Source organism: Bacillus sp. ISL-39, from assembly GCF_018613295.1.
Taxonomy (GTDB): Bacteria; Bacillota; Bacilli; order Bacillales; family Cytobacillaceae; genus Mesobacillus.
Map to the genome: position 1 here is coordinate 359586 of NZ_JAGGQM010000002.1, position 24911 is coordinate 384496.

Sequence of the window (24911 nt, forward strand, 5' to 3'; positions counted from 1 at the left end):
AAAAAATCATAATGACAGTTAACAAACCTAGGTAATTATTGAAACATATGGAAGTTAAATATAAAGCAATTAAAATAAGTAAATAGATAACAATTCTATATTTCACTAAAGACTGTAACCAACGGGGAGATAACGAATGATCATGGTATATATTTTTCATTATCTTGCTACTTCTTTCTTGTCATTAGATGAAGGGACTATAGCAACATTATTCAATATCGACTGGATATGTTGAAAATGTGGCTTAACAACGAAATCCATTGCACCTAATCTCAAACAATCTAATATTATACTTTGTTGTCCGAGAGATGAAACCATTACAATACGAGCATCTAGATCGTATTCCTTTATCTTCTTTAGTGCTTCTATGCCATCCATAATTGGCATTGTAATATCCATAAAAACAATATCTGGTTTGTTTTCCTTATAACTCATAAACGCCTCTTTACCATTCTTTGCTTCACCAGTGACTTGAAAGATTTCATTGTTGATTAATCGTCTTAGCCAAGCTCTTAAAAATGTAGAGTCATCGGCTAATAATACAGAATACATGTTAAAAACACCTTTCACATTAATTCAGGCAAATTGGAAAGGAAAGATTGATATTCATGTTTCTGGCAACCCGGCCACCATGACAGAAAAAATAGACTGTTTTAGGTCCGAAGCTTTGCGTCTTTTACTTTCGTAAAATTTGCCCTTCTCGAATGTTATCACAATATGTCAGTTTTTAGAAGATTTTGTTAGAATTTTTTAGTCATAACATCCTATTTAATCTCGCGCTTTTTTAGATAAAAAGACCTATTGTTGAATTAAATTTCTATGTAAGGGTAGTAAAACAAATATAAGGGTTGAATAAAATTTGAGGTGAACCAGCTAATGAGATCAATTAAACAAATTGCTGCTGTTTATGAAAAAATAATTAATTCAAATTTGCCGAGTCGAGTAAAAACCATTAAATTAAAGGCACTTTCTGCAGAAATAAGAAGGACTTATAAAATACCAAACAAGGATTATTCATCCATTGAAAGAGTAAATCCCGAAATAATCTCATTATACCGAACAATTTTATTGAGTATTGATCAATATTCAGTTCTATAGAATTCGAATTATTTTAAGGTATTAAATCTTGAACTTACTCATCGCCTTATCCATACTGTCTTGGTTGACACCAATATAGCGTAAAGTGATGTGTGGGGAACTATGATTAAAAATTCCCTGCAGCATTGCTACATCCTTTGTCTGGTTATAGAAATGATAACCAAAGGTTTTCCTAAGTGTATGAGTACCAATTTCCTCAAGACCATACTGCTCAGCTACCTGCCTCAATATTTTATATGCCATACTACGTCCAATGGGCTTATCCCTGCCTTCCCTGCTCTTGAATAGGTATTCCTCGTCATCTTTTCCTTCCAAGTAGTGCTTTAGCTCTCTTTTTAAATATTGAAGCGTGCTGGCATTCCTTCTTTGCCAATCCATTCTACAAAACACACACATGCAGTTCTTTGCCTCGAGGCCGGCATGAGCATGAAGGAGTTGCAGGAACGACTAGGTCACGGAAGTGAAAGGATAACCTCCGATGTGTATGCTCACGTTTCGAAGAAGATGGAGCAGGTAGCAATCGAAAAGTTCGAAGAGCAAACGAAAAACCTTTTTTAAATTCTGGGGCAATTCTGGGCAGTTTGTACACCGATAGGAAATCGCCCCAAAAAGAAAAACCCTCAATACCAGTGGTATCAAGGGTTATTATGATTAATACATGCTCATGTACTGTTCGCGCTCCCATGGGTGAACCTGAGTACGGAACATATCCCACTCAATCTCTTTTGCTTCGATGAAGTGTTCGAGGATATGGTCGCCAAGTGCTGAACTGATTACTTCGTTCTTCTTCAGCTGGTCGAGAGCAGCTGCCAATGTTGGCGGCAGATCATCGATTCCTTCTTCTACACGCTCTTCTTTGTTCATCACGTAGATGTTGCGGTCTACTGATGCAGGAGGAGCCATTTTGTTCTTAATTCCGTCAAGGCCTGCTGCAAGCAATACTGCCATTGCAAGGTACGGGTTAGCTGCAGGATCGACGCTGCGGACTTCAACGCGTGTACTCAAGCCGCGTGATGCAGGAATACGGATCAATGGTGAACGGTTTTTAGCAGACCATGCAACGTAGCAAGGAGCTTCATAACCAGGCACAAGACGCTTATAAGAATTCACAGTCGGGTTTGTTACAGCTGTGAATCCAGAAGCATGCTTCAATGTTCCAGCGATGAACTGGTACGCAGTTTCGCTTAGCTCAAGCTTTTTATCGGATGGATCATAGAATGAGTTCTCGCCGTTGCGGAACAGGGACATATTGCAGTGCATTCCGGATCCGTTTACGCCGAACAATGGCTTTGGCATGAAGGTTGCGTGCAGACCGTGTTTACGTGCAATTGTTTTAACAACAAGCTTGAAAGTCTGAATCTGGTCACAAGCTGTCAAAGCATCTGCATATTTGAAGTCGATTTCGTGCTGCCCAGGAGCAACCTCATGGTGAGATGCTTCAATCTCGAAGCCCATTTCTTCAAGCTCAAGAACGATATCGCGGCGGCAGTTTTCGCCAAGATCGGTTGGTGCAAGGTCGAAGTAACCGCCATTGTCATTCAATTCAAGTGTAGGCTCGCCGTTGACATCGAGCTTAAACAGGAAGAATTCCGGTTCTGGTCCAAGATTGAAGTTTGTAAAGCCAAGCTCTTCCATTTCCTTTAGAATACGCTTAAGGTTACCGCGCGGGTCGCCTGCAAATGGTGTGCCATCAGCATTTTTGATATCACAGATCAAACGTGCAACCTTGCCTTTTTCAGCTGTCCAAGGGAAGATTACCCATGTATCTAAATCAGGAATCAGGTACATGTCAGATTCTTCAATACGAACGAAGCCTTCAATGGAAGATCCGTCGAACATCATTTTGTTATCTAGCGCTTTTTCAAGCTGGCTGATTGGAATTTCAACGTTCTTGATTGTTCCTAAAATATCAGTGAACTGCAAACGAATGAATTTTACATTTTCTTCTTTTGATAAGCGAATAATGTCTTCTCTTGTAAACGTCTTAGCCATTGTTAAAGTTCCTCCTAGAATTTAAATGATAGATAATTTTTGGATTACTAATGAAAAAATCTCGACATGTCTCCGTGATTGCCAGATCGGTTAAAGCGTCCTGCCTGCTGAAGTTCTTTGCGAAGCAATTTCCGCAGATCTGCATCAGATAGCTCCCGTCTCGTTTTTTCAGCTTGTTTTTTCTCAGCAGCACTAATGGCCGTCTGTTGTTTAACATTAAAAATTTGCTTGATGCCTGCCATGTTGACTCCCTGGTCGATCAAATCTTTGATCTCGAGGAGCTTGTCAATATCGTTTAAGGAAAAGAGTCGTTTATTGCCCTCTGTTCTTGCCGGAGAAATCAATTCATGCTCTTCATAGTATCGGATTTGCCTAGCGGTCAAATCTGTCAGCTGCATGACAATCCCAATGCTAAAGAGCGGCATATTCCGGCGAATTTCACTTCCGCCCATGATGATTTCTCCTCCTTCCTTTTAAGATACTCTCATTATATTCAATGTAAGGTATGATGTCAAATATATGTTAGATAATCTAACATGAAAAATCATAAAAAAAAGAACAGGACTTATTTAGAAAGCGTCCTGTTGTATATTTACCTATTTTATATGAATTAAACCTTTTTCGATTAAAGAATCGATTGCAATACATACGGCCATTTTCACATGGGAATAGGTTAAGCCCCCCTGTACGTACGCGACATACGGCGGTCTGATCGGTCCATCAGCGGTTAACTCTATGCTCGCTCCCTGGATGAATGTACCAGCAGCCATAATCACATCATCCTCATATCCCGGCATATAAGCAGGATGTGCAGTTACATGAGAATTGATTGGCGAAGCATACTGAATAGCCTGGCAAAAAGCAACCATCTTATCCCGGTCGTCAAATTGGACCGCCTGAATTAAATCAGTCCGATCGGCATTCCATTTAGGCGATGAATTCATCCCTAAACGTTCCAGCATTGCGGCTGTGAAAACAGCACCCTTCAAGGCCTGTGCGACAATATGCGGTGCCATGAAGAATCCCTGGTACATTTCCTGCAATGAATATAATGAAGCGCCAGCCTCTGCACCGATACCTGGAGATGTCATCCGGTAGGAACATGCCTCGACAAGCTCCTCCTTGCCTACGATGTAACCGCCTGTCTTGGCAATCCCGCCGCCGGGATTTTTAATCAAGGAGCCAGCCATCAGATCTGCACCAGCATGGCATGGTTCAAGCTCTTCAACAAATTCCCCGTAACAGTTATCAACAAATACAACGACATCGGATTTGATTTCTTTTACAAACCTCACCATTTCACTGATTTGCTCAACGGTAAAAGACGGCCTCGTCGCATAGCCTTTTGAACGCTGGATACCGATCATTTTTGTTTCAGGCTTGATCGCTTTTTCGACGGCAGCCCAATCAATCTCTCCTTTATTTGTAAGATCCACAGTATTATAGGAAATTCCAAATTCCTTCAATGATCCGTTTCCGGTACCGCGTATCCCGACAATCTCTTCAAGAGTGTCATAAGGTTTTCCAGTGATGTATAACAACTCATCGCCAGGCCGGAGAATCCCAAATAGCGAAATCGAAATCGCATGAGTTCCGGAGATGATTTGCGGGCGGACCAGCCCGGCTTCAGCACCAAACACCTCTGCGTAAATCTTTTCGAGGGTTTCCCTGCCGGCATCATCATAGCCGTAACCTGTAGTCGGGATGAAATGGGAATCACTCACCCGATGTTTCTGGAAACTCTGCAATACCCTGAATTGGTTTGAGTCAATCCGCTCATCGATTTTCTTGTGCACATGTGCAATTTGCTGCTCAATTTCGCTGACAAGCGGCTGCAGCATCTGCCCGTTTTTAAGTTGTTTAAACATGTTGCTCTCCTATCTTTATAAATGCCTGTTCTTATTGTTAAAATCCTAAAGCCTGTTTTAACGTGATAAAAAGCCATTTTGTAGTTCGGTATTAAGTGTGCAAGCTCTTTTCTCATTATTAGAGTCAACTTTGAAAGAAACATGGTCATTCAAACCTGTTTTGTATTCAGTAGCAACAAAGTTTGAGAAAAGAGCTTTATAAAAGGCTGTTCTCGTAAAGATTATTGTTAAAATCCTAAAGCCGATTTTAACGTGATAAAAAGCCATTTTGTAGTTCGGTATTAAGTGTGCAAGCTCTTTTCTCATTATTAGAGTCAACTTTGAAAGAAACATGGTCATTCAATCCTGTTTTGTATTCAGTAGCAACAAAGTTTGAGAAAAGAGCTTTATAAAAAATCAATTTATACCGAGAAGCGTTTCAGCTGGCCGGTAATTTGGTGGTCTGCCAAAGAGTAGCCCTTGCAGACATAGCCCAGCTTATCTTCATCAAAAGCAAGCTCACGAAGAATGGTCTCATTTTTCAGCTGCGCCAGCAGTTTCCCCTCATCGGACGGCACGAGGACATGAAAAGGCTCCATCATTCCAATGATGGACTGTTCAATTTTCAGAAGCAAATTCCTGCGGTCTTCCTCGCTGAACGCGCTGATGAACGCCGTTTCATTTTGGGCATTTGGCACGAAATCCTGGTGGGCGATGTCCCGCTTGTTATAGACGGTAATCTGAGGGATTTGGTGGACTTCAAGATCCTCCAGCAATTTATTGACAGTTTGTTCATGTGAAAAATAATCTTCATTGGACATGTCCACTACATGCAGAAGTAAATCCGCCTCCCGAACTTCCTCCAGTGTGGAACGGAAAGCTGCGATCAAGGTGGTCGGCAAGTCCTGGATGAAACCAACTGTATCTGTCAGGAGAGCCGTAAAGCCGCTTGGTAAAATCGCTTTCCTTGTCATTGGATCCAGGGTAGCGAATAATTGATTTTCCTCAAAAGACTCTGCTTCTGTCAACCGGTTAAAAAGCGTCGATTTTCCTGCGTTCGTGTATCCGACTAAAGCAATCTGGAACGTTTTGTTCTTCTTTCGGCGCTCCCGGTAGCGGTCACGGTGCTGAACAATGACTGACAATTGCGTTTTAATATCGTCGATACGTTTGCGGATGTGCCGGCGGTCTGACTCCAGCTTTGTTTCACCAGGCCCTCTTGTCCCGATTCCGGCACCAAGACGAGACATTTCGATTCCTTTTCCGCCAAGACGGGGAAGCAGGTATTGAAGCTGAGCAAGTTCTACTTGGAGTTTCCCTTCTTTCGAACGGGCCCTTTGAGCGAAAATATCAAGGATCAGCTGAGTACGGTCGATGACTCTCGCTTTTAAGCCGGCTGAAAGATTGCGGTTTTGGCTTGGCGACAGTTCATCATTAAAAATAATTAAATCCGGCTCGAGCTCCTCCTCAAGTGCCTGAAGCTCTTCCACTTTCCCTTTGCCAATGTATGTAGCAGGATGGACCTTTGGCCGCTTTTGGACAACCTGCATCAGGACATTTCCCTTTGCCGTTTCTGTAAGTGATTCAAGTTCCTCCATTGAATATTGAAAACGAAGATCTTCTTCTTCAGTCGTCTGACAGCCAACAAGAATCACTTTTTCAAATACGTTTTCCTGTTCCAAATAACACCCTTCTTTCCATAAATATAGCTAATGACATCATACCAAATTAAAGCCGCAAACAAAAATTTAGAAAGCAGGGGTAAAAGTAGTTGTAAATTGGAATAAACATGATAAAATCAATATGTTTTCATTTTACTATTTTAGTATTCGGGCAGTATTTTAACAAGAGGAGAAAAACATGATGACATGGGAAGTACTCAGCATGATTGGAACAGTAGCATTCGCGGTCAGCGGTGCAATCATTGCAATGGAAGAAGAATATGATATCTTCGGAGTTTATATATTAGGAATCGTTACAGCATTTGGCGGCGGTGCAATCCGTAACCTGTTAATCGGAGTACCAGTATCAGCAATATGGGAACAGGGGCTATTTTTCAATTTGGCCCTGATGTCGATCACCATCGTTTTTTTATTTCCTGGTAATCTTTTAAAACACTGGCAGCGATGGGGCAACTTTTTCGATGCCATCGGGCTTGCAGCCTTTGCCATCCAGGGCGCGATTTACGCATCAAATATGGGCCATCCTTTAAGCGCCATCATTGTAGCTGCTGTGTTGACAGGAAGCGGCGGCGGCATCATCCGTGATCTGCTCGCCGGCAGAAAACCATTAGTATTGAAGGCGGAAATATATGCAGTCTGGGCTGTTCTTGCCGGACTTGTCATCGGCCTCGGAATGGCTGATAAAGCTGTCGAACTCTATGGACTTTTTGCAGTCATCACAGCACTCCGCGTACTGTCATACACCTACAAATGGCATTTGCCAGTCCGTAAACTGGGAGTACACTAGAAAGCAGAGCTGATTCATGTTGAATCAGCTCTGCTTTTTTTAGGCTGTTTTCGTAAAGATTTTTGTACGTAATATAAAGCTTTTTAGTAGGTCGGTATAAGTTTGCATGCTCTTTTCTCATTTTTAGAGTCAACTTTGCAAAGAAACATAGTTCATTCACTCCTAATTTGCGGTCAATAGCAACAAAGTTGAGAAAAGAGCCTTTTCTGTTTATATAATCTTTCTTCCCATCTGCCCGATAGCGTAATGGATGCCATGCTGCAGTGTCTGGAAGCAATCAAATTTCGATAGATTGATGTTGGACTGGGTGATTTCAATCCCAAGGGTTGATGAAATCCCGACAAGAATTGTTTTCGTACCAATAAGCCTGGCTGCTGAACCAATTTTTTCAATCAGACTGACTGCGTGCGGTCCGATTTCCTGGTCCATACCCGTCAAATCCAGGACGAGATAGCTTGCTTTATAGGATGGGAGTCGATTCAGGGTGTTTACTATCAGCTGATCTGCCCTGTCTTCTTCATATTTTCCGATCAGGGGAACGACGACGATACCCTCTAGTACCGGAATGATCGGAGAGGAAAGCTTATTGACCAGCTCCTTTAGTTCAGCTGTTTTTTCTTCAACAAGGCCTTCGAGTTTCCTGATATGTTCTGATTCTTTCTTTCGTGCCAGCTGGTGGATATTATCAGCGATTGTGACATTTGAAGGGAAGTATTCGATCACACTGTAATCATTCCCTTCTAACTGATGCTGTTTGATTTTATACCAGATATTTGTATCGAACAGTCCGGAAAAAACTCCAGCATAATGCGCTGGCAGGAACCTCCCTCCCACTTTTTTTCCCTGGGCAACATTCACTTTATGCTCCCAGCTGTCCTTCATGAAAGCTGTGAATGTTTTCGTTTCAAAGTCCAAATCCTTTATAATCGTCAACCCCCATCCGGCGGTTGCATATGTATTTGTGATCATGTCAGCAGCTTCAGATACGCTGACTTCTTTCATTTTTTCAAAATATTGGCCAACCACAAGTCCCTGGCGAAACCCAGTTGTTTCAAAAACCAGGTTGGATGCCTCTTCTCCAGAAATCTCTTCAATCGTATCAAAAAAGGTTTTCATTGCTGAAGAAATCCAGAAAAGCACTGCGTCCTGTCCCTCGAACGTAAACTTCCCCGATTTTACATCCCAGCCAAAATCATATCCTGCAATATCATAGTTATACTCATACCCCATAATTGATAGCTCCTTTTTTCTCTATATAATAGTTAAGCACTCATTTTCGATAATGTTTAGTTTTCCCAAAAAAATTCAGGGAAACCCCTATCTTTACCCTATAGTTACTTCCTTTAAACTCAAATAGAAATGGCAATCGTAGAAACCTTAAAAAAAATAAGGATCCCAGTAAAACTGGAATCCTCTGTTACTATTTTATGAATGACATGATTGAATTAGGATCGAAGCCTAATACCCAATTCCCGTTTACATAAGACTGTGGTACACCCATTTGGCCTGTTGCGTTGACCAATCTTTGTGCCGCAATCGGGTCTTTCTGTACGTTCACTTCTTGGTAAGCTAAACCTTTATCATCAAGGAAATTTTTCAGCATCGTGCAGTAAGGACAAGTATTTGTTGTGTAGACTGTAATTTCGTTCATTTTAATATCCCCCAATACATATATTTATATACCTATAGGGGTATATTACCAAACTAAAAAAATAATGTCAACAAAGCTGCTGACATTATTTCCCCCTGGTATCATCTGTAAAGACGAGGTCATTGCTCCGAAGTGTCATTAGTTCGTGCCGATCATACTGATTCTGCATTAATAAACGCATTGCCTGTGCCCGAATGGACTTTTCAATCACGTTGCGGACATAGCGCCCATTCGAAAATGCCGCCGCCCCAAGTGTTGATTTTACATTTACGAGATGCTCCCGCAATTTCCGTTCTGCCTCGTGGCTCAGACTATATTCCCTTTCCTTCAGCATACGCTGGCCGATTTCCATCAACTGATCTATTGAATAGTCAGGAAAATCAATAACGAGCGGGAACCTTGAATGAAGTCCAGGGTTAAGAGTAAGGAAAAATTCCATTTCTCTCGAATATCCGGCAAGGATTAAGATGAATTCATGCTGTTTATCCTCCATATGTTTAACAAGGGTATCAATCGCTTCCTTGCCGAAGTCCTTTTCTCCACCTCTGCCGAGGGAGTAGGCTTCATCAATGAACAGGATGCCTCCCATAGCTTTTTTTATCAAATCGCGTGTTTTTTGCGCGGTATGCCCAATATACTCACCAACAAGGTCAGCTCTCTCTGCTTCGATCAAATGCCCTTTCGAAAGAACATTCATCTTAAGGAACAGCTTTCCGATAATTCTGGCAACCGTTGTCTTTCCCGTTCCCGGATTGCCCTTGAACATCATGTGGAGAGCCTGTTTTCCAGCTTTCAGGCCCATCTCTTCCCGTTTCTTGTTCACATAGATCCAGGCATAAATCTCTTTGATCATCCTTTTCATTTCTTCCATGCCAACAAGTGCCCCGAGCTCTTCCTCAATTTCCTTTAAAGCTGCATGCTCCTGCGGGATTGACTTTGGAACCAGCTGCGACTCAGGCAATTCCTTTGTCAACGTCTTCCTTTGCTGCGCGTTCAATACAATACTGATTTGACCGTTGTTTTTCTTACGAAGCGGTTGGTCCAAAGATTTCACCTCTCATTCTGGAAACAGTATACGCATCATAGCTGTATTTGTGATATCCGCCTAAATAGAATACGAAAACATGTATATCACTATAGGAAATTCCCGTTTTAGGATGGCCTCGATTTATTCGACAAGTTCTAGCAGTATTTTTTGCTTTTGTCACAATGTGCGGTTTCCCAAGAAATAAACTTCTATATTTATATGTATTCAGGAAGGTGGAAATTCATTTTCAAATAAACAATTATCGTTTAAAGGAGCAGAAGTGTGACATGAGCCCCTCTAGGAGGATGGAGGTGGTTTAATAAAAGTTTATTTCGCCTTGATCTGTGCCCTTAAGAGGCTGCAATCCCTCAGATAAGGATACCTTTTGACTTGATCGATGCCCTTATACGATGGATTCGCCTGCATAAGGGCACCGTTCCTCTTGATAGATGCCCTTATGCGGATGTATTTATCTGCATAAGGGTACCATTTGACTCAAGCAGCTGGCTCATAAAAACCCGGAAAAAAGAAAAAACCCGCACTAGGCGGGTTTTCTTACTCGTTATTTAATTAAGCCTGAGCATCGAAATCAATCTGGACATTCTTTTGCGGCGCGAATGTTGAGATGGCGTGCTTATAGACAAGCTGCTGTTTTCCTTCTGATTCGAAAAGCACGGTAAAGTTATCAAAACCTTTAATCTGGCCTCTCAATTGAAATCCGTTCAATAAGAAGACGGTCACATTGATATTGTCCTTGCGGAGCTGGTTTAAATACTGGTCCTGAATGTTCACTTGTTTCATGGGCGGATCCTCCTCTTTTATCTCTATTATTATGTATTCGCTTTTATCTCGAGCTTTCCTTCAATGAACTTGGAAATTTCAGCGAATTTTTTTTCAGCGTCTTTAGACTCTGACATATCAAACCATTCCACATTCATCTTGTTTCGAAACCATGTTAGCTGCCTTTTTGCATACCGGCGGGAATTTTGTTTTAAATTCTCGATTGCGAGCTCCAGGGAAACCTTGCCATCAAAGTAGTCGTAAAGCTCTTTGTATCCAATCGCCTGGATGGACTGGCATTCCCTTAAGCCCTTTTCATAAAAGTATTGGACCTCATCAAGGAGCCCCTGCTTCATCATTAGGTCGACACGGTAATTGATTCTATTGTATAGCATCTCCCTATCCATTGTCAGGCCTATTAGTGCTGTACTATACAAAAGTTCCGGTGATTGGTTCTCCTGCAGTTCCCCAGCAGTTTTGCCCGTGCAGTGGATGATCTCCAGCGCCCTGATGACACGCCGGACATTATTAGGATGTATACGTGAGGCGCTTTCGGGGTCCGCATCCTTCAATTTACCATGTAAAAATTCCTGACCCTTTTCCTCCGCAGCTTGCTCCAGACTTCGCCTGAAATTAGGGTCAGAAGGTGCATCCGTAAAATGATAATCAAAGATCACTGACTGGATGTATAATCCTGTACCGCCAACAATCATCGGCATCTTCCCGCGAGAGCTGATTTCATCAATTTTCTTGCGGACCTGCTCCTGAAATTCAGCGGTTGAGAAGCTTTCATCAGGTTCCTTGATATCAATTAAATGGTGGGGAATTCCCTCCATCTCTTCCATGGTGATTTTCGCGGTTCCAATATCCATCCCTTTGTAAATTTGCATGGAGTCACCGCTGATGATTTCACCGTTGAACCTTTTCGCAAGCTCAATGCTCAGCTTCGTTTTGCCAACTGCAGTCGGCCCAATTAACACAATCAATTTCTGTTTTTGTTCCAAAAAGTTTCACACTGCCTTTTCATATAGGGTGTCAGTCATTTCATATCTGACATCATAAATTTATCTTACCATTAAATAGAAAGCAGTTGAACATCTATGCATTATACCCGTATTTTACAAATGTTATTCTCTTATATCATCTTTTGAAAAAATTTTCCTCAACTTTTACAGTTAGATAACGATTCAGTAACAAACCACCTTTAACCCCCACATTCATGATAGTTTAATAGAAGTCTATGATGGTTAATAATTTATAGAGAACTGGGTGAACACACTATGTTATCAACGACAGAAATAGGAATTGATTTAGGTACAGCCAACACACTTGTATATAGTAAAAATAAAGGAATCGCTTTGAATGAACCTTCAGTAGTGGCGATTGATACTGAGACAAAGAATGTCCTTGCTGTCGGCAAGGAAGCAAAGGAAATGATCGGAAAGACTCCTGGAAAGATCGTAGCAATCCGCCCGTTAAAAGATGGTGTCATTGCTGATTTTGACGTGACAACTGAAATGCTGAAACAAATCATGAAGAAAGCTTCAAAAACGGGAGGATTTGCTTTCCGTAAACCGGATGTTGTCGTCTGCACACCTTCTGGTTCAACAAGTGTTGAACGACGTGCGATCCAGGATGCAGTCAGAAATGCTGGCGCTAAGAAGGTTCATCTCATCGAAGAACCAGTTGCTGCTGCTATTGGCGCGGGATTGCCTGTTGATGAACCGGTAGCGAACGTAGTCGTTGACATCGGCGGCGGCACAACTGAAGTCGCAATCATTTCATACGGCGGGGTTGTTGCCTGCCACTCCATTCGCATCGCTGGCGACAGATTGGACGAAGACATCGTTCAATACGTACGAAAAGAATACAATGTCCTCATTGGTGAAAGAACAGCTGAAAAAATCAAAATGGAAATTGGTTATGCGCTTGTTGACCATGAAATGATGGAAATGGAAATACGCGGACGTGACTTAGTAACTGGACTGCCAAAGACCGTTACCCTGAACTCTTATGAAATCAGGGACACACTAAAAGAATCCCTGCTTCATATCATGGAAGCGATTCGGGCTACACTTGAAGACTGCCCTGCAGAACTTAGCGGTGATATTGTAGACCGCGGTGTGATTCTTTCTGGTGGCGGCGCTTTGTTGAACGGAATGCAGGATTGGCTTGGAAGCGAGATGGTCGTTCCCGTACACATCGCTCCAAACCCGTTGGAATCCGTTGCAATCGGTACAGGTAAAGCGTTGCAGTACATCCATAAACTACAGCCTGCTGTGAAATAAATACAAGTGACGAAAAGATCGCGAATTGATTTCGCGATCTTTTCGTTTAATTTTTCAAGCATTCTTTTAATCACCAGCTTTTGGGCTCATAAGTTCCCAACTCCTTCTGGCAAATGAATCCTGCTTTTCTACAGATACTTCTCTTTAATCATTTTCAGATGATGACGTTCATGCCCAGCGATCATATATGCGACTGTTTCCACCGAAACTACGAATCCATTCGCATTGCTCCGGTACTTTAACGAGTTCTGCGGCAGGCCTTTTAACAAACTAATCGTTGCTCGTCTAACATTCTGGTAATCTTCAAGCAGTTCAGCCATTGGGCGAACGTAAAAGGAAGCTTTCCTTACAAATTCATTCTCATCGAATCCCATGAGAGGGTTCTGGTCCCCTCTCCCAATGCGAAGGATTCTGTAGGCCATTATTCTTTCAGTATCTGTTAGGTGTCCAAGCACCTCGGACAAAGTCCATTTCCCTTCCTCATACCGGTAGCCGGCCTGATCTTCGGTTACTTGGGATAATAGATTATATGTAGTATCCAGTTGCTCAGTAAGAATCTCTACAATGTCCCCTTCTGGAATCAGTTTAATATAATTCCTTGTATAGGCTGGAAATTCTTCTGAATTTGGTCGTTTAAACATTCTAAATCCACTTCCTTTCCTCATTCATATAGTTATTCGTGTATTATGGGATTTTTCCTCTAATATAATTTAACAGGCACTGCTCAGATGAACAGTGCCTGCTTATTCACTCTTTATATTGTTTCCTCAGTCTATTAAAATACAGGAAAACCGGCAAAGGAATGACGATAAAGCCCAGGCTTTTGATAATTTGATTGACTGCCCTGTCTTTTTGCCGTGCCTTTTCTTCTGTGACATACAGGTCATAATTGGTGCGAAGTTCTTCCTCCGTCATTTCTGTTTTGGGATTTTCAATCTTCCCTAAGGTCATATTTTGCTTATATTCTGTAAAACTTTGATAATAGCCAGTTGGGCTGACAAGATCCGCCGTCGCCATGAAGATCGAAACCCCTCCGCCGATGACCATCATCAATGTAGCAAACAATACTAGATACGTATATAAATGTCTCACCACTTTCTCTCCCCCTTGCTCTTTATTTTTCATTGCAAAAGCTACAATAAATATCAGTACAACTACAGGTACTATGGAAAATACCAATGAGAATACGAACAATATATCGCCCCCTTTGTATATTATAAGAGCCTATAAACCATTTCATGAGTTCATCAGAATTATTTATATTTTTCCTATTAGTGTAATTTTACACTATTTTAAAATAAAATCAAAGAATTTTTATCCAACAGGAGTAAAATTTTCTAAACAACAAAAAAAACAGTGCTCCTAATTGGAACACTGTTTCTTCTGACTTACATGACCCGCTTAAACATTTTCTCCATTTCATATGTGGAATAGTGGACAATGATCGGCCGGCCATGCGGACATGTGAACGGGTCGGACGAACGCCGCAATTCATCCAGCAATGCTTGGATCTCATCGGTGCGCAGGTGATGATTTGCTTTGATGGATGCCTTGCAGCTCATCATGATGGCTGCTTCTTCTCTAAGCTTTTTAATATCCACTTTTTTCATCATCAGGAGTTGTTCAATCATGTCTTCAATCAGCTCTTTTTCCTCTCCGCCAGGGAACCACTGCGGGTGTGAGCGGACGATGAAGCTGTTATAGCCGAATGGCTCAAGGAAGACCCCCACTTTTTCCAGCTCATGTTGGTGCTCATTGATTTTTATGCACTCATCGGCTGAGTATTCAAGTGTTATTGGCATGAGCATTTCCTGAAGCTCAGTCGCTACCTCGCCTACCTTGTCCCTGAAATACTCATACTTGATTCTCTCCTGGGCAGCATGCTGGTCAATTATATATAATCCGCGGTCGTTCTGGGCGAGAATATAAGTACCGTGCATTTGCCCGATTGGATAAAGAGGAGGGACACGGGAAGCCTGTACTTCAGCAGGCTGTTCGGAAGCTGCTGTTGAAGCAGCCGGATCTGTCATTCCATCTTCTTGAACAAATTCGTTTTCATCAGGTGCAGCAAAGGAAAGTGCCGGATTCTCTTGAGCTACCAAGGCGTTTCTCCAGTCAGGAGCTTCCTGCTGTGAAGCACTTTGTCGTTCAGCAGCTTTATAGCTTTTGGTCAGTTCATCAGCTTTACCCTCTACCAATGGCCTGCGCTCAATGGTTGACTGAATCAATGAAGCCATCTCTTCAGCTTTAGGCAAATGGTCCAGGTCCATGAATGTTTGTTCTGACTTGGGTTTCTCCTGCTTCTGGGTAACCATCCCAGCCGGGATTAATTCCTTCGTCTTAAAAGCGTTCTTTATTACGCTCGAGACAAGCTCATTCAACTCCTGCTCCTTACTCAATCGCACTTCCATCTTGGATGGATGGACGTTCACATCAATCAAGAGCGGATCCATTTCAATATTCAACAGGACAACTGGATACCTGCCAATCGGGAGCAACGTATGGTAGCCTTCCTGGATTGCTTTAACCAGGGCATAATTTTTGATAAAACGGCCATTAATCATAGTCGAAATATAGTTTCGTGATGCCCTGGTGATTTCCGGCATTGAAATATAGCCGCTAATTTTATAATCCAGAGACTCTCCTGTGATTGGAATCATAGCTTTGACCATATTAATACCGTAAATGGCAGCCAGCACCTGGCGAACATCCCCATTTCCTGTCGTTTTCAGAAGCTGGCGTCCATTATGGACAAGCCTAAAGGAGATATCTGGATTTGCCAGCGCCAGGCGGTTGACGACATCGGTAATATTGCCAAGTTCGGTATGGATCGTCTTCATGTATTTAAGGCGTGCCGGAGTATTAAAAAACAGGTCTGAAATACTGATATCTGTACCTTTGCGGCTGTCGGCCTTCACCACTGATTCGACCTTGCCGCCTTCGATGACCACTTTATTGCCTTCAATACCGGTAGATGTTTTCATTTCAAGCCTTGAGACAGAGGCAATACTCGGCAGCGCTTCTCCCCTGAACCCGAGAGTCCTGATCCGGAACAAGTCGTTTTCATTCTTGATCTTGCTCGTGGCATGCCGCTGGAAGGCGACAAGAACATCATCCTCCTCTATGCCGTCTCCATTATCTGTGATCCTGATCCTGGCCAGTCCTGCTTCCTCGAGGTCAATCTCAATCACGGTACTGTTGGCATCAATCGCGTTCTCCACCAGTTCCTTCACAACCGATGCCGGCCGCTCTACTACCTCACCGGCAGCAATCTTGTTTGATAATGCATCGTCAAGTTGAATAATTTTCGCCATTCCGTCCCACCTCCAGCTATTAGTATTTTCTTAAGCGTTTTATGAGGAACATATTTACTTACGCAGCTTTTTTTGCAGCTCGTAAAGCATGTTCATGGCCTGTAAAGGAGTCATATCAAGGATTTCCAAACCGTTCAATTGTTCAATAACCTGCTTCTCCTTTTTGCTCGAACCGCCAGCTTTCTTCTGTTCTGGCTCTTCATCAAAAAATGATAATTGAGCTGCGGCTGCCGTTTCCGCAGCCTGAAGGACGCTTTGTTTGTCTTGCACATTTTGCATTGGTTCGCGCACAGAGTCGGCGCTCTTTTTAAGTCCTGAAGACACCTGAGTATCCGAATGCTCGAGTATTTGCAGGATTTCAGCAGCACGTTCAATCAGATCTGCCGGCAGTTCAGCAAGCTGGGCAACGTGAATTCCGTAACTCTTATCCGCTGCACCCTCCCTGATTTTATGAAGAAAGACTACTTTTCCATTTTGTTCAACTGCACTCACATGTACATTCTTCAATTTATTTAATTCATTTTCCAGTGAAGTCATTTCATGATAGTGTGTCGAAAAAAGCGTCTTTGCGCTGATTTTATCATGGATATATTCAATCATAGCCTGGGCCAGTGCCATGCCGTCATAAGTTGAGGTTCCACGGCCGATTTCATCAAATAGGATCAAGCTATCCTTCGTCGCATTGGTAATGGCGTTCTTTGCCTCCAGCATCTCGACCATGAAAGTACTTTGTCCGGAAACAAGATCATCTGCCGCACCAATCCTGGTGAAAACCTGATCGAATATCGGCATGACCGCCTCAGTCGCCGGAACAAAACAGCCGATTTGAGCCATGATTGCTGTCAGGGCAACCTGGCGCATATATGTGCTTTTACCAGACATATTCGGTCCGGTAATCAGAAGGACTTCGCGGTCGTTGTCCATATAGCAATCGTTTGGCACGTATTCCTGGGCATCCATCACCTTTTCGACAACTGGATGGCGTCCATCCTTCAGGACAATTTTTCGATCAGCTGAGAAAACAGGTCTTACATAATGGCGCTGTTCACTCAGCTCTGCAAACCCCAGAATGACATCAAGCTCACTAAGAGCCCTTGCAAGCCCCTGCAATCTAGGAATATATTCTTTTATCGTCTCGCGGATTCCGGTGAATAACTGATATTCAAGCTCGACACTTTTTTCCTCGGCCGCGAGGATCAAGTCTTCCTTTTCCTTCAGCTCAGGCGTGATAAAGCGCTCCGCATTAGACAGCGTCTGCTTCCGCTCATACTGGCCTTCCTGAAGAAGATGCAGGTTCGCCTTCGTTACTTCAATATAGTAGCCAAACACTCGGTTATAGCCAACCTTTAAGGATTTTATCCCTGTTTTCTTGCGCTCATCCCGCTCCAGCATAGCAATCCACGTTTTTCCATTTCGGCTTGCATCTCGGTATTGGTCAAGCTGTTGATCGTAACCATCGCGAATGATATTCCCTTCCTTGACAGAAATCGGAGGATTATCGACGATTGCCTGTTCAAGCAGAACCGCTGCCTCCTCGCAAGGATCAAGTCTATCTGCCATATGGGAAGCTTCCTCGTGCGGAAGACTCTCCAAAATATGTTTTAGCGATGGCACCTGTAATAAAGATCTTTTTAGCTGCATCAAATCTCTTGGATTAAGATTGCCAAAAGCAACCCTTCCAGCCAAACGTTCAAGGTCGTATACCTCTTTCAACTTTTCCCGCAATTCCTGGCGTTCAAAAAACTGTTCGACAAAAAGCTGGACCAGTTCCTGACGACGGCCGATCTCAGCTTTGTCAATCAGCGGCCTGTTGATCCATTGCTTCAGCATCCTGCCGCCCATTGCGGTCATCGTTTCATCAAGCAGCCATAAAAGTGTTCCCTTTTTTACTGTAGAGCGTATGGTCTCTGTCAGTTCAAGGTTACGCTTGGAAAAGTAATCAATTTTCATATATTGCTGTACCTGATAGACAGATACCTTTTGCAAATGATCAAGGCTTCGCTTCTGCGTCCGGTATAAATAATTGAATAATCTTGAAGCCGTGCTCTTTAACTGTTCATTCTCAAGGTTCGAAAATAGAACTGAAAAAGTTTCATTCATTTCAGTGTTATCCTCTATTGACAGCGCCAGAATGGAACGCTCCTTCAGTTTCTTCTGGATTTCCGGTGAAAGCGTGCTTTGGATGACAACTTCCTTTGCTCCAGAAATCGATAATTCGTTAATAAGGTCTTCGATACTGCCGTTAATTAAAGTAGCCCTGCTTTCCCCTGTCGACAGGTCGCTGCAGGCAAAACCATATATGTTTCCCGGAAAAGCCGAAACAGTAGCGATAAAGTTATTTTCTTTTTCAAGTAGCCCTCGGCCTTCCATGACGGTTCCCGGAGTGATTAGCTGGACAACCTCCCGCTTAACGACACCTTTGGCAGTCTTGGGATCTTCTGTTTGTTCACATATCGCAACTTTATAGCCTTTATTAATCAACTGTTCAATATAGTTAGGAGCTGAATGGTAAGGAACACCGCACATCGGAATCCGTTCCTCGCCGCCGCCTTCTCTGCTCGTCAGTGTTATTTCAAGTTCCTGGGATGCCTTTAACGCATCCTCGAAGAACATTTCATAAAAATCTCCCAAACGGAAAAATAAAAAGGCATCCTGGTAATCCGCCTTCACTTGCAGGTATTGCTTGATCATAGGGGTATATGCAGCCATATTCTCCTCCAAAATTCACTTTGCTTTTATTGAAGGCTCTGTTAAACTCCGCTGTTGATTTTCGTTCCAGGCGCTTCGCTTTCCGCGGGGAAGAATTAAGAAAAAGCCCTACTGCTGCTTTTTCAAAGATCAAATTCTTCCTTGCAGTCGGGGAGCCTCCTCGGCGCTTTATGCGCCTGCGGGGTCTCCCCATGACTTGCTCATCCCGCAGGTCCTCGAACCTGCCCACGCACGATGGAAATGCGTTAGCATTTTCGGAGGAGTCTGCGCGCCTTCCACTACAATCAACAGGGCTTTAAAATAACATCTGTCTATAACAGAGCCTTATTGTAAGGTCAATGCAGGGAATCCGCTTTGACCGTTTTCCATTCTCTTATTCTTTTTCGGGCAATGCACTTCTTCTGCTTTTACCGTCTTCCGCGCACACACTCTTTTTTGGGGAATGCACACTGGAAAAAGCTCTCTTTTCGACTATTATTCTAAATATCTATTATAACTCGACAAAATATAATTTTCGATAGAATCCACTTAAAAAGAATTACCAGTCCCAATAAGGACTGGCATTTTTCAATCATATTTCATTTTTTTCAACCCGATGGTAAAAAATAGTAAGCTGAATACTAGCAATACTAGTGTTGAATTTCGGAGTGCAGGGAGATAAAGGCTTCCGCTGACTATTTCACGAAATCCTGTGATCATCCAGCTCTGGGGCACTGCCTTAGCTATTTGCTGCATGAATTCCGGCACAATCTCTATTGGCCAGTAAACACCTCCGAGCATACATGTACTGACAATCAACACAGCACTCAGCGCACTAGCCTGCTGTCTCGTCTTTACGATGCTGGCCATCATCAGGCCAAAGCCGACAATCGTTATGATGACGAGTGCAGCAAATGGAACGAAGTAAAACAAATTGCCCCACTTTGAACCATAAATTAAGTACATGACAATCATGAGGACGATTAATTGGATGGCTCCCATCAAGAAATAGGAGAATAGGTATCCTGTCATCACCTGGACTTTCGTGGTTGGTGACGTGAGCAGACGCTGCCATGTGCCACCGATTTTTTCATCAAGAATGGTGGAAGCTGCTCCTGAAATTCCAAACATCATGAACATAATCGTAAAGCCAATTGCCAGCATGCCGACGGAACCAGTTTTTGATTCTTCCTTTTGAATGACTCTACTGCTGATCTCCAGTGGTTCTCGCGCTGCCGCTTTTTCTAGTATAGCCTTGAAGGCCAATGCATCTTGTTCAGGGGACATTTCAAGGGTTTGAATAACAGTCCTCCCAACACCTTCTACATAACTTTTTAACGCAAGATACTCCTGAGTTTTCCTTTGGGCAACTAGTTGAAAAAGAGGCTTACCGGAATCATAGCTCTCTACTGCCGATTCAGCGATTATCACCGCTGCAATTGCCTCTTGGCTTTCGACCGATTCTCTGGCTTGCTTTTCATCCGCATTTCGCCAGGTATACTGGCCATTTGATGACAGTAACTCGATAATCCTGCTGTTTGATTCATCACTTTGTGCTACCATCAGCACAACTGGTTTATTCCGCGAAGATCCTTCTGAGCCAATTCCTCCAAAAATAAGACTGAACATAATTGGCATAATGAACATCATCACAATCGCTGAAGGTGATTTGAACAATGATTTCAGGTGTAAAAACGCGATGGACAAAATATTACGCATGCAAAGCCCTCCTCCCTGCAGAAAGGGATACAAACGCAAATAGAAGTGATACTAGACCAATCACAATTAAAATGCCTGCTTCTATCAGTATTTGCCATACTCCTGCACCTGACATTAACTCCAGGAATGTTTGGAGGGCAAGAGCATTTGGAAGGACTTTGACGACCGTATTGACCCAGTCAGGAAAAATATACAATGGGACCATGCTGCCCCCAACTGCCGCCATTATTTGAGTAGCCAGCATTCCTGCTGCATTGAATGTTTTCTCTTTTTTGACAAGAGCTCCAAGGAGTACCCCCAGCCCGCTGACACTAAAAACAAAAGCAAAGCCTACAATAATGACCCCAATCATTGACTCTCCCCACCGAACATCATAAAGATAATGTGTCCCAAGAATAATAATGAAAAATTGAACTGAAGACATAAACAGCAAGCCAATAAACTTGCCAATTAAGTAATGTTGATTAGACAGTTTTGTAACAAGCAGACGATTGTATACATCTTGTTCCTTTTCATCAATCATTGCGCTTACTCCGGTAATAACCGTCATCAGCAAGAACATGACACCCATACCGGCTGCATAATACTGGAATGAGCCCACTGGTTTTTGATCCTGTTCGATCGCTACTTCTTCAACAAAGTCATAATCAGCTTCCGCCAATTGAGACATAGCAGGAAGGGCTTTGCCAAAACCGGATGGATCAGCGACCTCCATTGCTATTACATTTACAGCGGCACTCTGAGTGAACTGCAGCATGACATTCTCGACGATCGATGATTGAATAGAAGCTGACGGAATGGAGATGACCTGCACCTCAGAATTTCCACCCGAAATGACATGGGCGGAAAAATCATGCGGAATAATGATTCCAACGGAAATCTCCTGCTGCTTTAAACTGTCTTCCAGTTTCTCCTCGGTCATTGCCTCTGCAGAAATGAACTCTGGAAGGCCTTTTTTGAATACCTCTTGAGACAAGACACTGCCAAGCTGACCTTCATCATGATTCACAATACCGACCTCGAATTTTTTAATCGAAGTTGCTTCTTCTTCATCCATCATATTGCCGAATGCTGCACCAAGGATTCCGATCAATAAGATCGGCATAAAAACAAGCGTCAACAGTGCCTTACGGTCTCTTCCAATGAGAAGCGCATCTTTTAGTGCCAGCCACCAAAAACCCATATCAACTACCTCCTTAATCCCTTAAACTTCGGCCAGTAAGGTGGAGGAACACACTCTCTAGGTTCGGTTCCACGACTTCAACGGAAGTGATGTCAAAACCCGCTCCGGTAACTGACTGAATTAATTCACTTAGCACGTTTTGTGGCTCTTTATGAAAAATTGCCAGCTCATCGTGATTCAATGACAGGTCTTTTTCAGGTATCGATGGAGACAATATCGTCTTTATGTTTTCAAGGTTTAGTGCCCTGGAAAAGTTCATGACAATACGTGAACGATCACCGATTGTCTCCCTTAACTCCGAAATGGTTCCCGATGTAATGAATTCTCCCTTATCCATAATGCCGATCTTTTCACAAAGATACTCAACTTCCTCCATATAGTGACTTGTATAGATAACAGTCATGCCTTCTGCATTCAGTTTTTTCACTGTTTCAAGGATATGGCTGCGGGATTGCGGATCGATACCTACAGTCGGTTCATCCATGATCAATAACTCCGGATTATGTAAAATCGCAGCACCGATATTGACTCTCCTCTTCATACCGCCAGAAAAAGTCTCTACTTTTTCCCTGGCCCGATCGGTCAATCCGATGATTTCAAGTACTTCATTTATCCTTTTTTGCAAGTGGTTTCCTCTTAAACCGTACATTCTTCCCCAGAATGAAAGGTTTTCCCTCGCACTCATCGTTTGGTATAGCGCAATTTCCTGAGGAACAATGCCTAAAAACGCTTGCCCCTGCTTTGGCTGTCTGACCATATCAATGCCTGCAATATCAATGGTTCCTGAACTTGGCGGAAATAACCCTGATATCTTCTGGATGGTGGTGGTCTTTCCTGCGCCATTTGGCCCCAAAAGACCAAATGACTCACCCTTTTGCACGGAAAAAGAAACATTCTTGACTGCCTCGAAATCTCTGAACCTCTTAGTCAATTGACTCACTTCCAAGACTTCCATTTAGACACCTACTTTCGACCTATATCGATTTCATTATCTCAGAAAAATTGCCTTCATGAAATAAATTCCAATTAATATATTTAAATTGTTTTAAAAGATTCCCTCATGGATTATTGGCCTGTCATCTTGCAATATCCCCCTAAGCCAGGACATATTTAATCACATTAAGAGAAATAAAAAAGCAAGACATATATGTCCTGCTTCTAAGGTTGCAATACATTATATTTCAGTGCTGTCTCGACCCATTCATATCGCTTGTGCGTTCCTAGCTTCTCACCGATTTTCTGGCGGTGGTTTTCAACTGTTTTTACTGATATATCAAGTCTTTCCGCGATATCCTTTTGAGAGTATCCTTTTACAGTAAGAATGAAAACCTCTTTTTCTCGCTTTGTTATCGGAAGATCAACGAGATTGATTTGGTCACCTTCCGAATCATCTTCCCACACATGGGTGTCGAACACCTTTTGGTTTGCCAAAATTTTGTCCAGGGACTGGATGAGATCGTCCCGCTTCAGCTGCTTGATTAAATAGCCGTCAGCTCCGGCCTCGTAAGCTTTCTTCTGATACCCGATATCATCGTGCATCGAGAAAATGACTATTTTGGCATCCGGAAGAAGTTTCCGCAGCCTTTCCAATGTGGTCATTCCATCCAGGCCGCCCGGCATCGAAAGGTCCAGCAGTACCAGGTCGGCGGGGAAGTCCGCTGCAGCTTTAACAGCTTCATAGCCATCGCAGGCACAAATCCTTCCGTCAATGCAAAAAGATTGCTGCAAGAGCATGCTTAATCCGTCCCGGACAATTTCATGATCATCAATGATCATTAGGTTCATCTTCCCTCTCCCCCTCCTCTTTTTTTAAAGATACAAAGCCTTCTACCCTCGTAGGACCGCCTTCCTTACTGAGCCACTTAATGTCGCCATCAAGCATTTTACATCGTTCGTACATATGCTTCAGGCCGAGCCCTTTCGTTTTGCATCCAGTGGAAATGAAGCCATTGCCATTATCGTATAACTGAAAAAATATATATTGATAGAATGTTTTTAAATGGATGGAGAAATAGGTTGCTTTTCCATGGCGAACCGAATTTGTGATACTTTCCTGGATGATCCTGAATAGATGGAGTTCTTTTTCTGGATCCAGTTTTTGTTCCTTATCAAGCTCCATCTCCAAAAAGATTTCTATCTGGTATAGCTTTCTCCAGTCCTTTACTGCTTGACGAAGCGATTTCTCCAAACCAATGTCATAAACGATTTCCGGTCTGAGGCTTTTTGTCAGACGCTTAATATCTTCAAGGGTTTTTTCCATGACATGGACCATGTTGGTGACATGATTTTGATACTTTTCTTCGCTAATGTTCTGTTTAATGACCTCGAGGCCAAGGAAAATGCTATAGACACTTTGTCCAATATGATCATGCAGTTCCATGGCAATCCTTTTGCGCTCTGCCTCCTGGGCGAGCAGCGTTTCTTGTACAAGCAGCTCATGGAATCGTGCCCGCTCGCTATTCTCATTACGTACAGGCGGCCGTATTCTGAGTACATAGTATACTTCTTCCGACATAATCATTTTCTTCAAAGACATTTCAAATTCTTCAAGTCCTTCATACACCGCCAGATGGGAGTTGAAAAATGGAATCGGTTCATCAGAAGTTAGAATACAGCGATTTTCATTCTCGTCCAGCTCTCTTTCCTGGCAATAAGTGCAGTAGGGTACTTTCTCGCCAAGCTTCCAGCCAGTCATGTGAACTGCCTTTTCATTTAGATAATGGATACTCCGATCCTTATCCATTACAATCATGCCCTCAGGCAGATGGTCAATAATTTCCTCCAAAAATTCTGTCTGGATAACCATAAACTAATCCCTCGCTAAACATCTCTTCTTTGCAACTCCATTTTAACCC

General features: G+C 42.7%; 23 protein-coding genes, 1 pseudogene and 1 riboswitch. Of the genes and pseudogenes, 4 read left to right on the top strand and 20 right to left on the bottom strand.

Annotated features, from left to right (window positions below):
• Window positions 1–159 precede the first annotated feature (159 nt).
• Window positions 160–552 (bottom strand): response regulator, encoded by a 393-nt coding sequence (locus J7E37_RS03640; RefSeq protein WP_214776970.1) that lies wholly within the window; start codon window positions 550–552, stop codon window positions 160–162.
• A 61-nt stretch (window positions 553–613) separates the two neighbouring features.
• Window positions 614–706: riboswitch (cyclic di-GMP riboswitch) on the bottom strand.
• 170 nt (window positions 707–876) lie between these two features.
• Here J7E37_RS03640 and J7E37_RS03645 point away from each other — a divergent pair.
• Window positions 877–1098: a hypothetical protein gene (locus J7E37_RS03645; RefSeq protein ID WP_214776972.1), complete on the top strand. Its 222-nt coding sequence runs from the start codon at window positions 877–879 to the stop codon at window positions 1096–1098.
• A 21-nt stretch (window positions 1099–1119) separates the two neighbouring features.
• Here the strand turns inward: J7E37_RS03645 and J7E37_RS03650 are convergent.
• A pseudogene (locus J7E37_RS03650) lies at window positions 1120–1437 on the bottom strand (tyrosine-type recombinase/integrase); the annotation flags it as partial.
• Between the two features lie 27 nt (window positions 1438–1464).
• Here J7E37_RS03650 and J7E37_RS03655 point away from each other — a divergent pair.
• Window positions 1465–1656: a tyrosine-type recombinase/integrase gene (locus J7E37_RS03655; protein ID WP_251009426.1), complete on the top strand. Its 192-nt coding sequence runs from the start codon at window positions 1465–1467 to the stop codon at window positions 1654–1656.
• A gap of 93 nt (window positions 1657–1749) precedes the next feature.
• Here J7E37_RS03655 and glnA read toward each other — a convergent pair whose 3' ends face one another.
• The 4 genes from glnA to hflX form a co-directional block, all read right to left on the bottom strand.
• A complete protein-coding gene (gene glnA, locus J7E37_RS03660; RefSeq protein ID WP_214776975.1) occupies window positions 1750–3090 on the bottom strand; it encodes a type I glutamate--ammonia ligase in 1341 nt (446 codons plus the stop codon).
• Between the two features lie 47 nt (window positions 3091–3137).
• Window positions 3138–3542: a MerR family transcriptional regulator gene (locus J7E37_RS03665; protein WP_102262287.1), complete on the bottom strand. Its 405-nt coding sequence runs from the start codon at window positions 3540–3542 to the stop codon at window positions 3138–3140.
• Between the two features lie 144 nt (window positions 3543–3686).
• Window positions 3687–4958 carry a methionine gamma-lyase family protein gene (locus J7E37_RS03670; RefSeq protein WP_215022560.1) on the bottom strand — a complete coding sequence of 424 codons (1272 nt, stop codon included), beginning with the start codon at window positions 4956–4958 and terminating at the stop codon, window positions 3687–3689.
• A gap of 401 nt (window positions 4959–5359) precedes the next feature.
• A complete protein-coding gene (hflX, locus tag J7E37_RS03675; RefSeq protein WP_214776981.1) occupies window positions 5360–6619 on the bottom strand; it encodes a GTPase HflX in 1260 nt (419 codons plus the stop codon).
• A gap of 181 nt (window positions 6620–6800) precedes the next feature.
• Between hflX and J7E37_RS03680 the strand changes: the two genes are divergently transcribed.
• Window positions 6801–7406: a trimeric intracellular cation channel family protein gene (locus tag J7E37_RS03680; RefSeq protein ID WP_214776983.1), complete on the top strand. Its 606-nt coding sequence runs from the start codon at window positions 6801–6803 to the stop codon at window positions 7404–7406.
• Window positions 7407–7616: 210 nt separating this feature from the next.
• Here J7E37_RS03680 and J7E37_RS03685 read toward each other — a convergent pair whose 3' ends face one another.
• The 5 genes from J7E37_RS03685 to miaA all read right to left on the bottom strand — a co-directional run bounded on the left by J7E37_RS03685 (window position 7617) and on the right by miaA (window position 11868).
• Complete coding sequence (locus J7E37_RS03685) at window positions 7617–8636, bottom strand: STAS domain-containing protein (RefSeq protein WP_215022561.1); 1020 nt, start codon at window positions 8634–8636, stop codon at window positions 7617–7619.
• 190 nt (window positions 8637–8826) lie between these two features.
• The gene (locus J7E37_RS03690; protein WP_215022562.1) at window positions 8827–9057 is read right to left on the bottom strand and encodes a glutaredoxin family protein; all 231 of its coding nucleotides are present in this window, start codon (window positions 9055–9057) and stop codon (window positions 8827–8829) included.
• 85 nt (window positions 9058–9142) lie between these two features.
• Window positions 9143–10102 carry a stage V sporulation protein K gene (gene spoVK, locus J7E37_RS03695; protein ID WP_215022566.1) on the bottom strand — a complete coding sequence of 320 codons (960 nt, stop codon included), beginning with the start codon at window positions 10100–10102 and terminating at the stop codon, window positions 9143–9145.
• A gap of 552 nt (window positions 10103–10654) precedes the next feature.
• A complete protein-coding gene (gene hfq, locus J7E37_RS03700; protein ID WP_192473326.1) occupies window positions 10655–10885 on the bottom strand; it encodes an RNA chaperone Hfq in 231 nt (76 codons plus the stop codon).
• Window positions 10886–10914: 29 nt separating this feature from the next.
• Window positions 10915–11868: a tRNA (adenosine(37)-N6)-dimethylallyltransferase MiaA gene (miaA, locus tag J7E37_RS03705; RefSeq protein WP_215022568.1), complete on the bottom strand. Its 954-nt coding sequence runs from the start codon at window positions 11866–11868 to the stop codon at window positions 10915–10917.
• Between the two features lie 276 nt (window positions 11869–12144).
• Here miaA and mreBH point away from each other — a divergent pair, with 276 nt between their 5' ends.
• Window positions 12145–13152: a rod-share determining protein MreBH gene (mreBH, locus tag J7E37_RS03710; RefSeq protein ID WP_215022570.1), complete on the top strand. Its 1008-nt coding sequence runs from the start codon at window positions 12145–12147 to the stop codon at window positions 13150–13152.
• A 128-nt stretch (window positions 13153–13280) separates the two neighbouring features.
• On the opposite strand, the gene J7E37_RS03715 is transcribed toward mreBH, so the two are convergent.
• From J7E37_RS03715 to J7E37_RS03755, 9 genes are all read right to left on the bottom strand, one after another.
• Complete coding sequence (locus J7E37_RS03715; RefSeq protein ID WP_215022572.1) at window positions 13281–13793, bottom strand: DinB family protein; 513 nt, start codon at window positions 13791–13793, stop codon at window positions 13281–13283.
• A gap of 106 nt (window positions 13794–13899) precedes the next feature.
• Window positions 13900–14247, bottom strand: coding sequence for a hypothetical protein (locus tag J7E37_RS03720; protein ID WP_251009427.1), 348 nt, complete (start codon window positions 14245–14247; stop codon window positions 13900–13902).
• A gap of 293 nt (window positions 14248–14540) precedes the next feature.
• Window positions 14541–16466, bottom strand: coding sequence for a DNA mismatch repair endonuclease MutL (mutL, locus tag J7E37_RS03725; RefSeq protein ID WP_215022576.1), 1926 nt, complete (start codon window positions 16464–16466; stop codon window positions 14541–14543).
• A gap of 54 nt (window positions 16467–16520) precedes the next feature.
• Window positions 16521–19175, bottom strand: a complete 2655-nt coding sequence (gene mutS / locus J7E37_RS03730; RefSeq protein ID WP_215022578.1) for a DNA mismatch repair protein MutS — start codon at window positions 19173–19175, stop codon at window positions 16521–16523.
• Between the two features lie 567 nt (window positions 19176–19742).
• Window positions 19743–20873 (bottom strand): ABC transporter permease, encoded by a 1131-nt coding sequence (locus J7E37_RS03735; RefSeq protein ID WP_215022580.1) that lies wholly within the window; start codon window positions 20871–20873, stop codon window positions 19743–19745.
• The gene (locus tag J7E37_RS03740) at window positions 20866–22056 is read right to left on the bottom strand and encodes an ABC transporter permease (protein WP_215022582.1); all 1191 of its coding nucleotides are present in this window, start codon (window positions 22054–22056) and stop codon (window positions 20866–20868) included. Before J7E37_RS03740 ends, J7E37_RS03735 begins: the two co-directional genes overlap by 8 nt.
• Window positions 22057–22069: 13 nt before the next feature.
• On the bottom strand, window positions 22070–23011 hold the full coding sequence (locus tag J7E37_RS03745; RefSeq protein WP_215022585.1) for an ABC transporter ATP-binding protein: 942 nt from the start codon (window positions 23009–23011) through the stop codon (window positions 22070–22072).
• Window positions 23012–23214: 203 nt separating this feature from the next.
• Window positions 23215–23841: a response regulator transcription factor gene (locus tag J7E37_RS03750; protein WP_192473336.1), complete on the bottom strand. Its 627-nt coding sequence runs from the start codon at window positions 23839–23841 to the stop codon at window positions 23215–23217.
• The gene (locus J7E37_RS03755) at window positions 23822–24862 is read right to left on the bottom strand and encodes a sensor histidine kinase (RefSeq protein WP_215022587.1); all 1041 of its coding nucleotides are present in this window, start codon (window positions 24860–24862) and stop codon (window positions 23822–23824) included. The genes J7E37_RS03750 and J7E37_RS03755 overlap by 20 nt, the downstream gene beginning before the upstream one ends.
• Window positions 24863–24911: the final 49 nt, after the last annotated feature.